The 14,805-nt window shown below is 39.6% G+C and carries 11 protein-coding genes; 6 read left to right on the top strand and 5 right to left on the bottom strand.

What is annotated here, in order from left to right:
* Positions 1–95 precede the first annotated feature (95 nt).
* Entirely contained in the window at positions 96–548 is a 453-nt protein-coding gene (locus IEE83_RS31935) for a regulatory protein RecX (protein ID WP_194124753.1), read from the bottom strand.
* 132 nt (positions 549–680) lie between these two features.
* Here IEE83_RS31935 and IEE83_RS31930 point away from each other — a divergent pair, with 132 nt between their 5' ends.
* A complete protein-coding gene (locus tag IEE83_RS31930) occupies positions 681–1,496 on the top strand; it encodes a metallophosphoesterase family protein (RefSeq protein ID WP_194124752.1) in 816 nt (271 codons plus the stop codon).
* A 71-nt stretch (positions 1,497–1,567) separates the two neighbouring features.
* Here the strand turns inward: IEE83_RS31930 and tyrS are convergent, their stop codons facing one another.
* Positions 1,568–2,869, bottom strand: coding sequence for a tyrosine--tRNA ligase (gene tyrS / locus IEE83_RS31925; protein WP_194124751.1), 1,302 nt, complete (start codon positions 2,867–2,869; stop codon positions 1,568–1,570).
* A 209-nt stretch (positions 2,870–3,078) separates the two neighbouring features.
* On the opposite strand from tyrS, the gene IEE83_RS31920 reads away from it, so the two are divergent.
* A complete protein-coding gene (locus IEE83_RS31920; RefSeq protein WP_438821035.1) occupies positions 3,079–4,824 on the top strand; it encodes a discoidin domain-containing protein in 1,746 nt (581 codons plus the stop codon).
* A gap of 49 nt (positions 4,825–4,873) precedes the next feature.
* Here the strand turns inward: IEE83_RS31920 and IEE83_RS31915 are convergent, their stop codons facing one another.
* From IEE83_RS31915 to IEE83_RS31905, 3 genes are read right to left on the bottom strand one after another with little or no spacing between them, the layout of a single operon-like run.
* A complete protein-coding gene (locus IEE83_RS31915; RefSeq protein ID WP_194124749.1) occupies positions 4,874–5,455 on the bottom strand; it encodes a Uma2 family endonuclease in 582 nt (193 codons plus the stop codon).
* 51 nt (positions 5,456–5,506) lie between these two features.
* A complete protein-coding gene (locus IEE83_RS31910; RefSeq protein WP_194124748.1) occupies positions 5,507–6,739 on the bottom strand; it encodes an S-adenosylmethionine:tRNA ribosyltransferase-isomerase in 1,233 nt (410 codons plus the stop codon).
* Between the two features lie 6 nt (positions 6,740–6,745).
* Positions 6,746–7,270 (bottom strand): hypothetical protein, encoded by a 525-nt coding sequence (locus tag IEE83_RS31905; RefSeq protein WP_194124747.1) that lies wholly within the window; start codon positions 7,268–7,270, stop codon positions 6,746–6,748.
* A 246-nt stretch (positions 7,271–7,516) separates the two neighbouring features.
* Between IEE83_RS31905 and IEE83_RS31900 the strand changes: the two genes are divergently transcribed.
* From IEE83_RS31900 to IEE83_RS31885, 4 genes are all read left to right on the top strand, one after another.
* Positions 7,517–8,077, top strand: coding sequence for a cob(I)yrinic acid a,c-diamide adenosyltransferase (locus IEE83_RS31900; protein WP_194124746.1), 561 nt, complete (start codon positions 7,517–7,519; stop codon positions 8,075–8,077).
* A 103-nt stretch (positions 8,078–8,180) separates the two neighbouring features.
* A complete protein-coding gene (locus IEE83_RS31895; protein ID WP_194124745.1) occupies positions 8,181–9,248 on the top strand; it encodes a branched-chain amino acid aminotransferase in 1,068 nt (355 codons plus the stop codon).
* 586 nt (positions 9,249–9,834) lie between these two features.
* Positions 9,835–12,885: a SusC/RagA family TonB-linked outer membrane protein gene (locus IEE83_RS31890; protein WP_194124744.1), complete on the top strand. Its 3,051-nt coding sequence runs from the start codon at positions 9,835–9,837 to the stop codon at positions 12,883–12,885.
* A gap of 68 nt (positions 12,886–12,953) precedes the next feature.
* A complete protein-coding gene (locus tag IEE83_RS31885) occupies positions 12,954–14,549 on the top strand; it encodes a RagB/SusD family nutrient uptake outer membrane protein (protein WP_194124743.1) in 1,596 nt (531 codons plus the stop codon).
* Positions 14,550–14,805: the final 256 nt, after the last annotated feature.

Raw genomic sequence — 14,805 nt, 5'->3', positions numbered from 1 at the left:
GTTTTTGATGCAATTCCCTATATAAAATAGTTAAAATATCATAAAATCGGTGACTAACCTTTGTCATGACTTTTCGCCACAACTTTGGCTTAACATTAAAGGTCTTCTATCGTTTTCCAAACCAGCTCACTTTCATAACCTTTCCCTAATGCAAAACGGGCTAATTTTTGTCTGAGCTTAAACTTATCCGTTTCAGTTCTTGACAAAAGTTCTCTTTTTTTGATTAATAATTCTTTCAAACCTGTTTGGTAAGCCTGTTCGGGAATTTCTTTCATTCCCTGTTGTATGCTATAATCGGTGAGTCCACGGCGATGAAGCTCCTGTTTGATTTTCATTTTCCCCCAGTTTTTCATTCTGAATTTTCCACCGGCGTAGGTTTTGGCAAAACGTTCTTCGCTCAAATAATTCATTGTAATTAACTCGGCAATAATTTCATCCGCTTCCTCTCCCCAGACTTCCCATTTTTGTAACCGCTTTCTAACCTCATCCTGGGTGCGTTCCTGATAGGCACAGTACGAGGCAGCTTTTTGAAGAATGAGACGATCCATACCGAAATTATAGTGATAATGTTTATTTCACAATGAGACGCAAGAATAAAGATAAAATATCAACTATGAATAACTATTTTTGATAAAACATCAATAAAAATATCGGCGCCGCGCCTAAACCAATTAACCCATATGATTCTTGAAAGACGTACTTTTTTGAAGTTTTTCCCTGCAATATCCGGACTTCCATTTCTTGATTTATCTGAAAATGAGCCAAGTGCAGCTAAATTAGCTTTACGATTTATCGTTGCATCTGATGGACATTATGGTCAGCCGAATACGGATTTTAAAGCTTATCACAGTGATTTAATTGGTTGGATAAATCAGGAAAAAGTACAAAAAGGTGTTGATTTTTTAGTTATCAACGGTGATTTAATTCATGACGATCCGACACTTTTATATGATGTTAAATCAACCTTGGAAAATCTTCGTGTACCGTATTATGTAACACGGGGAAATCATGATAAAGTAGGTGTTGATGTTTGGCAGAGTACCTGGGGATATTCTACCAATCACAGTTTTGCAAAAGGTGAATACGCTTTTATTTTGGGTGATACTTCTAACGAGAAAGGAGAATATGTTTGTCCTGATATTCAATGGTTAACGTCTGAAATTACCAAATATTCCACTGCAAAAGGGATTTATATTTTTCTCCATATCACACCAGAAAAATGGACTTCCGGCGGTGTTGATTGTAAAGAAGTTACCACTTTATTTGAAAAAACGCCGAATGTAAAAGCGATTTTCCATGGCCATGATCACGATCAGGACAGCCAAAAAAACCTGGGCGGAAAACCATATTTCTTTGACGGACACTTCGGTGGGAATTGGGGAACGACTTATAAAGGTTACAGAGTTGTGGAAATTTTTCAGGACGAAACCTGGCAGACTTATCAATATAATCCAACTGCGGCACCAATTCTTAATTCTTTTACAGGAAAAAAATAACGAGAACATTTTTAAAAAGAAAGGCGAAATGAATCTGATCATTTCGCCTTTCTTTTTATAAATCTGTTTGCTTACAAAACTTTGATCAAATGATTTTTCTTCCCTTTCGAAACAAGAATAAATTTGTCTTGCAGTAGTTCAAAATCAGCCAGAGATTGCTCCGGTGACGAGACTTTTACTTTGTTAATACTCACTGCATTTTGCTGCAACGCACGACGCGCTTCTCCTTTTGAAGGATATATTTCTGAATTCGTTACAGTTGAAATCAAGTCCAGCAAATTTGAAGTAGAATCCCAATCTGCACGAAAAATTTCCGTTTGTGGTACTCCATTGAAAATCGTGTCAAACTCATCAATCGCTATACTTTGCAGCATTTCCAAAGTTGCTTTTCCAAACAAAACATCAGAAGCTTTTAGTACCAATTGATAATCGCGTTCGGAGTGAATACGCATTGTTAATTCTGCTGCCAAAGCCTTTTGCATAATTCTCAAATGCGGTTCGGCAGCGTGACTCACTTCTAAAGCTTCGATTTCTTCTTTTGATTTCAGCGAAAAAACACGCAGATATCTTGGAGAATCTTCGTCACTTTGATTTAGCCAGAATTGGTAAAATTCAAATGGTGAAGTCCTTGTTGGATCCAGCCAGATATTTCCGCCTTCGCTTTTTCCAAATTTCGAACCATCTGATTTGGTTACCAGTGGCGTTGTTAAAGCATAAGCTTTAAAATATCCTTCCTCATCTCCTTCCTTACGACGAATAATTTCAGTACCCGTTGTGATATTCCCCCATTGATCCGAACCGCCCATTTGAAGACGGACATTTTTATGTTTGTATAAATGATAAAAATCATACCCCTGTAAAAGCTGATATGAAAATTCAGTAAAAGAAATCCCGGTTTCAAGGCGTTTTTTTACAGAATCTTTTGACATCATATAATTGACCGACAAATACTTACCGGCCTCGCGAAGGAATTGAAGAAATCCAATTTCCTTGAACCAGTCGTAATTGTTAACCATTTCAGCGGAATTTTCACCGCAATTAAAATCAAGAAATTGCTCCAATTGCTTACGGATTCCTTCCTGGTTAATACGCAAGGTATCTTCATCCAAAAATGAACGTTCCGACGCTTTAAACGAAGGATCTCCTATCATTCCGGTTGCCCCTCCTACTAATGCAATTGGTTTATGACCTGCTTTTTGTAAATGAACCAACAACATAATCGTCGCCAGATTACCGATATGCAGGGAAGCAGCCGTAGGGTCAAAACCGATATAACCGGCGGTCATTTCTTTATTAAGTTGCTCATCCGTTCCTGGCATCATGTCGTGCAACATGCCGCGCCAGCGCAATTCTTCAATGAAATCGGTTCTCATTTTTATACTATTTGGCAATTTTTAAAATCAAGGTGCAAAGATAGATTGATTTTGGTAAACGTCGCAGATTTAGGAAAGGTATCTGGTTTGCAACGTAAAATTTAGAAACGGATTCAAACGTTATTGTTGATTAATTGTTTATTTTAGAATTAAAAAGAGAAATTATTTAACAAATATCAGTCAAACGCATGCTATCCAAATTGAATACTATAATCTATCTGATTGCAATTCTTTGTATTATTTCCATTCCGGATTTTGCCCAGCAGCCAACAACTTACTGCAATCCAATGGATATTGATTACAAATACAATTTTGAACAATTGAATGAAAAGATTTCCTATCGGTCCGGTGCTGATCCGGTTATCATCAATCACAAGTCTGAATATTTTTTATTTGTAACGATTTCCGGCGGTTACTGGCATTCCAAAGATTTGCTGAACTGGAAATATATTACGGCAAACCGCTGGCCTTTTGAAGATATGTGCGCACCGGCTGCCGTTTCAGTAAATGATACTTTGTTTCTATTTCAATCAACTTTTGAGTCGCGTCCTATACTTTATTCGGTAGCACCGGAAAAGGGAATCTGGGAATTTTATAATCGCTGGACACCGCGTTTGCCCAAAGATATTGGCCCCTGGGATCCTGCACTTTTTCATGATCCGGATACAAATCGCTGGTTTATGTATTGGGGTTCTTCCAATGTTTATCCGATTTTTGGCGCGGAGCTTGATCATTCTAAAAAGCTGGCTTTTAAAGATCAGTACAAATCCATGTTTTGGCTTAATCAATATGAACATGGTTGGGAACGGTTCGGCCCAAATCATTCTGATCCGTTCAAACCTTTTACGGAAGGTGCCTGGATGACAAAATATAATGGAAAATATTACCTGCAATATGGGGCTCCGGGAACGGAATATAATGTGTATGCAAACGGGACTTATGTAGCAGACGACCCGCTCGGACCATTTACTTATGCACCATATAATCCGGTTTCATACAAGCCAGGAGGATTTGCGACTGGTGCCGGACATGGAAATACCTTTCAGGATAATTTTGGAAATTACTGGAACACCGGCACTTCCTGGATTGGTTTAAATTGGGCCATGGAGAGACGGATTGTGATGCATCCGGCTGGTTTTGATAAAGACGGGCAAATGTTTGCAAACACCCGTTTTGGCGATTTTCCACATAAAATGACAAGCAAAAAGTGGAATGGGAAAGGTGATGAATTATTTACGGGCTGGATGCTTTTATCGTACAAAAAACCAGTGACAGCATCCTCCACGCTGGACACTATGTCCGCCAATAAAATTACCGACGAAAATCCACGAACTTTCTGGGCCGCGAAACAAAATAAACCTGGTGAAACATTAACGATCGATCTTCAAAAAGAACAGGAAGTAAAAGCCATCCAGGTAAATTATACAGATTACAAATCTGACATTTTTGATAACAAGCCGGAGCAGGTTTATACCGAATTTAAAATCCTGGTTTCTGTTGATGGAAAAAAATGGGAAATTGTAAGAGATCTTATCAAAGAACCAAAACGGGATCGTCCGTGTGCTTATATTGAATTAACAAAACCTGTAAAAGCACGTTATGTCCGCTATGAACACGGTCACGTTGCATCACCGATTTTAGCAATAAGTGAATTCCGGATTTTTGGAAATGGCTCTGGGAAATCACCAGCTACGCCGAAAAAATTTACTGCTGTTCGCCAGAAAGATCAGCGGAATGTGGATTTGAAATGGGAAAAAGTATCGGGTGCAGTTGGTTATAATGTACTTTGGGGAATTGCTCCTGATAAATTATATCAAACATACCAGTTCTGGAACGACGAGCCGAATATGTTTGAACTTCGGGCTTTAAATGTCGGTGTGCCTTACTTTTTTGCTATTGAAACTTTTGATGAGAATGGGGTTTCGGGAGTGAGTGAGGTGGTTGGGGTTAAGTAAGAAAAGATTCAACTGTACGCAAATATAGTACAATTAAAGTTTGATGAATTTAAATCTCAAACTCCGGCTTTTCCTCATCCAGAAATACAATTCCTTCATATATTGCTGAAACCGGCAATGTGAAATTTAAAAGATCACAAGAAATAACCGACTCTGGTTTGTTAAAAGATTGATATGTCCAGAAACCTTCCTGTTCTGTTCTCGTATAAAGCTCTACCAGACATTCAAATTGAGAAACAAGCATGTAATATTGTAGGGATGAGATTTGGAGATACTGTCTCAATTTATAACCTCTGTCACTGTTGGATGAATATTTAGACCTAACCTGACCCAATAGAATTGGACTTCGGACAGTTCTTATCCTTGAAGTTTTTTCCAATTCCCGAATCAACATTATATCTGGACTAAAATAATTCCTCTCCGCTTCCAATTTCACATTTTCAGCAATAGCAATTGATTGGACTTGAAGTATTTCTCCTTTCAAGTAATTTTTTATACAATTAACTATTCTATTATGATTGACTGATTCTTCTGGCAATGAAAAGAATTTCCCATCATAACTTTCACATCTAGTTCCACTTATCTTCTCAAATTTCAGAAACTCAGAAATCGTATATTTTTTACCGGACATATGGTCGTATTATCATTTGAAATATAATACGCTATTTCATTCAATAAGTCATCATTCCCTCCGCCACAAGAGCGAACTATCCCCATAACTCAAAAACCGATACCCATTATCCATTGCCTCCTTATATATCCGCTGCCAATCCTCTCCTACCAAAGCTGCAACCAATAAAATTAATGTTGAGCCCGGCTGGTGATAATTGGTTACCAAACCTTTACATAAACGAAACTTATAGCCAGGAAAAATAAATATCTCAGTTTCGCCAACAATTTCATCCAGATTCTCCGAATCCATATACTTTGCAATCGCCGTTAGCGATTCATAAGCGGATGGAAGTTCGTCAGCAGAAAAAGGATAGGGATATAGTTTTTCAATGTTAAAAACGGTTGTTTCAGCACGGAATAATTTCACGCCAAACCAGTACAAACTTTCCAGAGAACGCAGAGAAGTTGTGCCCACAGGAACAATGGATTCCGTATTTTTAAGCAGCTCGTCAATTAACTGACGGGAATATACAACCTGCTCGGAATGCATCTTATGCTCTGTTACCGAGTTTGCTTTTATAGGTTGAAATGTTCCGGCACCCACATGCAGCGTAAGAAATGAGCGACGAATTCCCTTTTCAGCTAAATTTTTGAAAACATTTTCAGTAAAATGAAGTCCGGCTGTTGGCGCTGCAACGGCTCCGTTCTGGCGTGCATATACGGTTTGATAGGTTTGCTTATCTCCTTCCTCCGTATCTCTTTTCAAATAAGGTGGCAAAGGAATTTCACCTAATGCCTGCACAATATCCAGAAACTCAATATCCTGATCCCACCAAAGTTTTACAAGATTTTTTTCGTAATCATGATACGCAACCCGAAGCTTCACAAGTATTCCATTCACGATTAAGTCGGTAGAAAGAATATCTGTCAGTTTAAAGCGCTTTTTATTCCCGATCATACATTCCCAAGCACAGGAATCACGAACGAGCATGGCGTCATTAATAATTCTCGTCGGTAATTCCGGATGTAATAGAAGGATTTCAATGGTAGCACCCGTTTCTTTCTGGAAGTACGCGCGGGCAGGAATTACTTTGGTATCATTAAAAACCAAAAGCGTGTTTTCAGACAGGTTTTCAACTAAATCAGTAAATTTCTGATGCTGAATTTCTCCTTTATCATAAACCAAAAGCTTCGAACTGTCGCGGGGATTTAATGGATAACGCGCAATTCGCTCGTCGGGCAAATCATAATCAAATGATTCTATCCGAAGCGATTCCGCTTTTTCCAGCCAATTATTTTCCATCTGATCTTAGTAGGTATCTTCTTCCTCCGGCGTTGGTGTTTTCAGGAAACGTAACGGAAAAAGGAAAATCAGCAACAATAACGCAAGGCCCAAATAGGAAACCCACACAAAGTCAAAGACGCTTAACTTAAACTGGTTGCTATTAATGGTAGCCAATGCCAAAAGACTAAATCCAATAACGGTATTAATACCAGCAACGATGCAGTAAAGCCAGTTTATCAAATGCTCATTCAATAATGGCCGATACTGTGGCTGCGACCAAATTTTTCTATTAGGAATAGGGAAATGGGAAGCTTCAATTTTAGGAATTTGTTTTGCAAAAGCCGAAATAATCACATTATTCAGGACAAAGAAACCCATAACAATATAGAACAAATGCTCCTTGTTGACATAAATTTCGGCCAAACCCGATGCCGCAAAATCCACCGCAACCTGCTCAGGGAAAACGGAATAAGTCCACATCAATGAACCAATTACAAAAAGCATTGAGAACCAACGCCATACTTTTATACTAAATGTTCCAATTTTCATGAAATAACAATCCTCCTTATCTTTTCTATTTTCGCCATAAATTCGGGTGCAAAATTAGGTTGGAGACTTTCCAAAACCTAATCACTGTGAGAGTATATGAATTTATTAATCTCCTCAACTTTTGATCTCAGATGTATTTCCAGGCAAAAAGCCGCAGAGCGGCTTAATAATTGTAGTAGTTTTAGCAGGTTCCAATCCTGGAAAAGGTGTGGCGCACCGAAATTATTTGTCTCAAATTCTTCTAAAATGAAAATATATACCAAAACCGGCGATAAAGGCACAACTTCTCTAATTGGCGGCACCAGACTTAGCAAGGCACATATCCGTATTGAAGCATATGGCACAGTGGATGAATTAAACAGCTATATAGGTTTGCTTCGCGACCAGCCTGTCAATGAAAATCGTCGTGATCTGTTAAAAGAAATTCAGGACAGATTATTTACAATGGGTTCACATCTGGCTTCTGAGCCCGAGCAAACGAAGAAAATCCTGCCGGATTTATCAGAAGAAGACATCAAACTTCTTGAAAATGAAATGGATAAAATTGATGCGGTCGTTCCTGCGTTACGAGCATTTGTACTTCCAGGCGGTCATCAGTCCGTATCATTCGGCCATGTTGCACGTACCGTTTGTCGCCGGGCCGAACGTGGCGTTATTCATTTACAAACGCAGGAAGAAGTGGAAGATAGTGTTGTAAAATACCTTAACCGGCTCTCTGATTACCTTTTTATGCTATGCCGGGCCATGACTTTTGAGCTCGGAATTGAGGAAGTTACGTGGAAACCAAGAGTTGCCCCAAAAAATTAATTGTTATACTAAATATCTTCGTTTTGTTAGTATAAATTCCTTAAATTGCGGGACTAATACAAATCCTGGGAACTACTTAATTTACAGCATAAATTTAGGGCTTATGACTGCCGACACATTGCAAATAGAGATTAAGCAAACGGATAAATCACGTTTGCAGGAGGTTGATTTTAACAATCTTGTTTTTGGCCGGAACATCGCCGACCATATGTTCATTGCCGATTACCGCGATGGCCAGTGGCAAAATACACGCATCGTCCCTTACGGCGATCTTTCACTTAGTCCTGCAACAGCTGCTTTACATTACGGACAAGCAATTTTTGAAGGTATGAAAGCCTACAAAAGCGAAGAAGGCGACACACTTCTTTTCCGTGCAATTGATAACTGGAAACGTTTCAACAAATCTGCGGAACGCCTGTGTATGCCAACTATTCCTGAGGAAGTTTTCATGGGTGGGCTTACAGAATTGCTGCGTCTGGATGCTGCCTGGGTTCCTTCACAAGATGGCTGCTCATTATATATCCGTCCTTACATGTTCTCAACTGACGCTTATATTGGTGTGAAACCATCTGATACTTATACATTTATCATCTTTACATGTCCGGTTGGAACGTATTATGCGAAACCTCCGCGTGTTAAAGTTGAGACACATTTTATCCGTGCTGCCGAAGGTGGAGTTGGCGGAACAAAATGTGCTGGTAACTATGCCGGTTCACTTTATCCTGCAAAACTTGCTCAGGAAGAAGGTTATGATCAGTTGATCTGGACGGATGCACGTGAACACGCTTACATCGAAGAATCCGGAACGATGAACGTGATGTTTGTTATGGACGGAAAACTGGTAACGCCATTTGTTTCTGACACAACACTTGACGGAATTACCCGTAAAAGTATTGTTGCCATTGCGCATCAATGGGGAATTCCGGTTGAAGAACGCAGAATTTCAGTAAAAGAGATTATTGAAGCGCTGAAAGAAAATCGTTTGGAATCTGCATTTGGTGCCGGGACTGCCGTTGTGGTTTCTCCTTTTGCAACAATCGCTTACGAAGGTGTGGATTACGCTCTTCCTGAGTTGAAAGAAGATTCTTTTGTAAATAAAGTGAAAGATTATCTTACTGAAATCCGTACAGGAAAAACAGAAGACATATTCGGCTGGACTTTGAAAGTCTAGTTTTCAAATAAATCAATAAAATCATTTCGATGGATGGCAGCAATGTCATCCATTTTTTTTACTCCCATGCTCCAACATTCTGCCTGGGTCATTTTCTTCTCTTTTCCAATTGTTGGACGCAAGGTAATTTTTCTCCACTCTCAAAATTCAAATCAAATACAACTATTGCTGTACGAATCTTCAAAAACTACTTTTATTACAAGGGATTGCAAAAGACGAAAGTGTCAGCTTTAAACTTAAAACCCTTACAATCTGAAACATCTGCAATAGAAATAATTTCTTTCACATCTCACAATACTTGAATTATTACAATTCATAAGTTGAAATATTTAGTCAGAAATGACGTAATAGTATTATATCAAATTATTTAGTGGTTACTTTTTATTTAACTACACAATAACTAATTATAATACTATTTTCATCATTAAAATAATACAATATCAATACATATTGTGATTTTTAAGTAGCAATTTTACAGGAACAAGTTTTATGACTTCTATAATTGGATAAAATAGTACTATATTGCAGATCAAAAAAGTCTAGTAATTTGTATTAAAAATTATAATCCAACTAACGAATCATAAGCATGTTTAAAAGATTACTTATGATCGTCTCTTTGTTTTTGGGAACCTGCCTGATGGCAATGGCTCAGAACCAGAATATAACCGGGACGGTCTCAGATGAAAAAGGAGAAGGATTACCAGGCGTGGGCGTGGTAGTGAAAGGTACAACGATTGGTACAACGACGGATGTAGATGGGAAATTCACCTTGGGAATTCCGGCAGATGCAAAAACACTGGTTTTAAGTTCAGTTGGAATGAAATCCCTGGAAGTTGAAATTGGTGGCAAAACAAGTTTTGCTATTAAAATGCTTTCGGATGAACGCGCACTTGATGAAGTGGTGGTTGTAGGTTATGGTACGACCAAGAAAAGTGATATTACGGGTGCAGTAGCCTCTGTAAAAGCAGAAGCAATTACTAAAATCGCTACATCAAATCCTTTGCAGGCAATCCAGGGACGTGTTCCTGGTGTTAATATCGTTAGTCAGTCGGGAGAACCTGGTGCCGCTGTACGGGTACGTATACGTGGTGTCGGAACGATCAATAATAGTGATCCTTTGTACGTTGTGGATGGTTTTCAAACAAGTGATATCAGCTTTTTAGCACCGGGAGATATTGCGTCTATGGAAATTTTGAAAGATGCTTCTGCTACTGCAATTTACGGTTCGCGCGGATCAAATGGTGTTATCCTGATCACTACGAACAGAGGAAAAAGCGGAGAACCAAAAATCTCTTTTTCAACCTACGCCGGTGTACAGAAAGCGTGGAATAAAGTGGATGTACTTGACGCAAGTCAGTATGCAACATTGCGCCTTGAATCATATACCAATGACGGTACGGTACTTCCAACCAATGAAGCACTTTACCAGACTTTAAACGGTTTCAAGCAAGGAACGGATAAAGGAACAAACTGGCAGGATGAAGTATTGCAAACCGGTGTTGTTCAAAATTACAGCCTGAATGTAATGGGTGGAAATGATAAACATCGTTACAGCGTTACTGGTACTTATTTTGGACAAGACGGAATTGTTAAAAACTCACCTCTTAAAAAGTTTTTCTTACGTTTCAACAATGACTTTTATCTTACAAAATGGCTTGACGGCGGACTTTCTGCTGCTTACGCCAATACGGATAAAACGCAGTACAGTGGTGGTCAATATGGTGGTATATTAACCAGTGCATTGACAACTTCTCCATTAGCTAAGGCATGGGATCCTGTCACCAATTTCTATGGAACGCGCCCAGTACCGGAAGGAGGAGCATACAACCCGTTGCGTATTGTTGACGAAACAAAAAACAACAAAGCTTACGAAACGCTGGTAAATTCTAATTTCTTCCTGGATGCAAAAATCATCCCGGGTTTGAATTTCCGCACACAATTTGGTGTGAACTGGAAAACGACGCACGCCAAAAGATATTTGCCGCAATACTATCTGGCAAATGACGATCAGCGCCAACATAGCAGTTTGCGTGAAGGAAGAGGTGAGCAATTGGGCTGGGTTTGGACAAACTATTTGACTTACGCAAAAACAATTGGCAAACACAGCTTCACTGCCATGGCTGGTTTTGAACTTCAACGTACGACATACAGCGATATGTTCCTGACCGTTCTTGATGTGCCCAATGACAAATCTCAGTGGTATTTATCAGCAACAAAAGGGACGGATTATTTAGTAGAAGCAACACAGTCAGACGAATCTTTACAGTCGTATTTTGGTCGTTTGAACTACAACTTTGACGAACGTTTTCTTTTAACAGCAACCCTTCGTCGTGATGGTTCTTCTCGTTTTTTACCGGCAAATCGCTGGGGGACTTTCCCGTCTTTTGCAGCAGGTTATAACCTTGCCGAAGAACCTTTCATCAAAAGCATTCCTGCTATCACGCAGTTGAAACTTCGTGCCGGCTGGGGACAAGTTGGTAACCAGAACAGTGCAGCCAATTATGGTTATGCAACAACAGTTACCGGTAACAATATGTATGTTTTTGGAGACAATGCAGTGCAGGGTTTTGCACCAACAACAGCCAGTAATCCGGATTTGAAATGGGAAACAACTACGAGTTCAAACTTTGGTCTGGATGCAGGTTTCTTCAATAATCGCCTTACTTTAACTGCTGATTATTTTATTAAAGACACGAAAAACATGATTGTTCGTGTGCCAATTCCTGTATTTGCAGGTGTTGGGCCTCCGTATGTAAACGCCGGAAGTATGAACAATAAAGGTATCGAATTGGCCATTGGTTATAAAAACCACATCAAAAGCTTCACCTATGACGTTGGTTTCAACGTTACCAAAATTGTAAATAAAGTTACAAACCTTGGTGGCGGAGAGCCGATTGCCGGTGGAGATATCACTGGTCTTGGACAAACAACACGTACAGAAGTTGGTCGCGAAATCGCAGTTTTTTACGGTCTTAAAACAGACGGAATTTTCAGAACACAGGCAGATCTTGAAGCTTACTCGAAAAATGGTACAGCGATTCAGCCAAATGCAAAACCAGGCGATGTTAAGTTTGTAGATACCAACAACGACGGTGTAATTGACAACAATGACCGTACCTATCTTGGAAGCGCAACACCAAATCTTTCTTTCGGTTTCAATGCAAATTTTGGCTACAAAGGTTTTGATTTGAGTTTTTTCCTGCAAGGTGTAACAGGCGTACAACTGGTGAATGGTTTGGGTAACTGGATGAACAATGCAAACGGAATGTTCAATTCTGTATCAAGCCGCATGGATCGCTGGACGCCTGAAAATACACAAACAGATCAGCCTCGTATGACGCAGCTGAACCCAAATAACAACGACCAGTTTAGCGATCGTTTTGTGAGCAATGGAAATTATGTTCGTTTCCGTAATCTTACGCTTGGTTACACTTTACCAAAAGGATTACTTGACAAATTGCATATCAGCAGTGTCCGGGTTTATGTAGCTGCCGACAACTTGTTGACTTTCACAAAATACAAAGGAATGGATCCTGAAATTGGTGAATTCAACAACAACCCGCTGAATTTTGGTGTTGACCTTGGCGCATATCCGCAACCTCGGGTAGGCAGAATCGGACTTAACATAAACTTTTAAAAAATTAAACAATTCAGTTTTTGGTCAACAGACAACAGCTGATCGCTAAAAGCTAATTCCTACAAAACATGAAAAAATATAGTTTTCCCGCACTTTTGATAACCGCTTTCATGCTGTTACAAGGTTGTAGCGACTTTTTGGATAAAGACCCGTTGGGACGTGAAACCGACACCAACTATTTCTCTGATTCCACCAATTCAATTCTTGCCATCAATGCCGTGTATGATGTTTCTTCTTATGACGAAGGATCGGACGGACTTGGCAATTATCTTCCGCATAATTATGAATGGATGTGGGGCGATGTAATGTCGGACGATGCTGAAAAAGGAAGTACGCCCAGTGACTTTTTGGATATTCAAAACCTGAAAGAATGGAGAGCACTTGCCACCAATACACCGGTTTCAGGGGTATGGGGTAACCTTTGGATTGGGATTTACCGCGCCAACTGGGTTTTGAAAAATATCGAAGCGGCACCGATCAGTACTTCTCTGAAAAACAGAATTGCCGGTGAAGCACATTTCTTCCGCGCTTACTATTATTTCTATCTGGTTAGATTATTTGGCGGCATGCCTTTGTTTTCAGAGCCCGTAAAAACTTCTGAGTATTCAACGACCAAGCGTTCAACTTTACCTGAAACCTATGCTTTTATTGAAGCAGATCTGAACAAGGCGATTACTTTATTACCAGAAAAAAGTGGTTACGCAGCCGCAGATCTTGGTCGCGTTACAAAAGGTGCTGCCCGCGGTTACCTTGCCCGTGCAATCATGTATCAAATGGGTATGGATAATACCAACAATCATACGTGGCAGCAGGTTTATGATTTGACTAATGCAGTTTCTACCTCAGGTCAATATGGCCTGACCGCAAATTTCGCTGCGATATTTGATGAAGTCAGTGAAAATAATATCGAATCCATTTTCGAAATCCAGGCGAAAGAATCCGGACAAACCTGGGGACCGATCAAAACGGGTGTTACCAACAACGTAATCCAGAACAATCGTGCAACTTGGGGATGGGGTTTCAACAATCCAACTGCAAATCTGGTTAGCGCTTATGAAGCAAACGATCCGAGAAAAGCCATGACTGTTTATGGAAACGGAGACATTTTGTTTGGTGTAAAACAAACAATCGCTTACCCTGCTGAAAATTCAACCGGATATTTGAACCGCAAAGCTGCAATCGTACAACCTGCGCAGGCATCTGCATCTGGCCAGAATATCCGCAGAATGCGTTATGCAGAAGTATTGCTGATGAAAGCCGAAGCCGCTGCAAGAACCGGAAATGAAACTGTTGCCCGTGCCGCAATCAACGAAATCCGTGCAAGAGCGCGTAAATCAACTTTGCCGTTGGGATCTACTGTGGGTGGCTCAACTTATGATCCAACCAATATTCCAGCTACGGCTTTGCCTGATATTACAAGTTCAGTTACGGGACAAGCATTAATTGATGCTATCTTGCATGAACGCCGTGTTGAATTGGGTATGGAATCACTGCGTTTGTGGGATCAGATCCGTACAGGAACTTATATTAATTCACTTACGGGCGATATCAAAACGAGAGCTCAGGCACATTCTATCGCTGGTACTGTAAACCCGATTCCTGTTTTACCGATTCCATTGAACGAAGTGCAAACCTGGGGACTGCAACAAAATCCTGGTTACTAATCGTATTGATTATTAGCGAATTTTGATAGAAACGTAAGTTTCAAATTAATACTGACTCCGTAAGAGTTGCCTATTTCCAAGTAAGAATATAGGCGATTCCTACGGAGTTTTTTAAATAAAAATTATTAAAGCTTGCTGTAAACCGGATATTCCTAAGGAGCAAAATACCTCAATATTAAAAACGCCATGAATATCTTCCCTTAATTTATACTTCTAAAAACAAAATTGTTCTACATTCATTAATACAAACTCAAAA

It is taken from the genome of Dyadobacter subterraneus, assembly GCF_015221875.1.
Lineage (GTDB): Bacteria > Bacteroidota > Bacteroidia > Cytophagales > Spirosomataceae > Dyadobacter > Dyadobacter subterraneus.
Note: the sequence above shows the minus strand (reverse complement) of the source record. Positions and strands in the feature narration are given on the sequence as shown.

Coding starts and splice junctions, on each gene's coding strand:
- IEE83_RS31935 (WP_194124753.1), bottom strand. CDS start 548: ATGGATCGTCTCATTCTTCAAAAAGCTGCCTCGTACTGTGCCTATCAG.
- IEE83_RS31930 (WP_194124752.1), top strand. CDS start 681: ATGATTCTTGAAAGACGTACTTTTTTGAAGTTTTTCCCTGCAATATCC.
- tyrS (WP_194124751.1), bottom strand. CDS start 2,869: ATGAGAACCGATTTCATTGAAGAATTGCGCTGGCGCGGCATGTTGCAC.
- IEE83_RS31915 (WP_194124749.1), bottom strand. CDS start 5,455: ATGTCCGGTAAAAAATATACGATTTCTGAGTTTCTGAAATTTGAGAAG.
- IEE83_RS31910 (WP_194124748.1), bottom strand. CDS start 6,739: ATGGAAAATAATTGGCTGGAAAAAGCGGAATCGCTTCGGATAGAATCA.
- IEE83_RS31905 (WP_194124747.1), bottom strand. CDS start 7,270: ATGAAAATTGGAACATTTAGTATAAAAGTATGGCGTTGGTTCTCAATG.
- IEE83_RS31900 (WP_194124746.1), top strand. CDS start 7,517: ATGAAAATATATACCAAAACCGGCGATAAAGGCACAACTTCTCTAATT.
- IEE83_RS31895 (WP_194124745.1), top strand. CDS start 8,181: ATGACTGCCGACACATTGCAAATAGAGATTAAGCAAACGGATAAATCA.
- IEE83_RS31890 (WP_194124744.1), top strand. CDS start 9,835: ATGTTTAAAAGATTACTTATGATCGTCTCTTTGTTTTTGGGAACCTGC.
- IEE83_RS31885 (WP_194124743.1), top strand. CDS start 12,954: ATGAAAAAATATAGTTTTCCCGCACTTTTGATAACCGCTTTCATGCTG.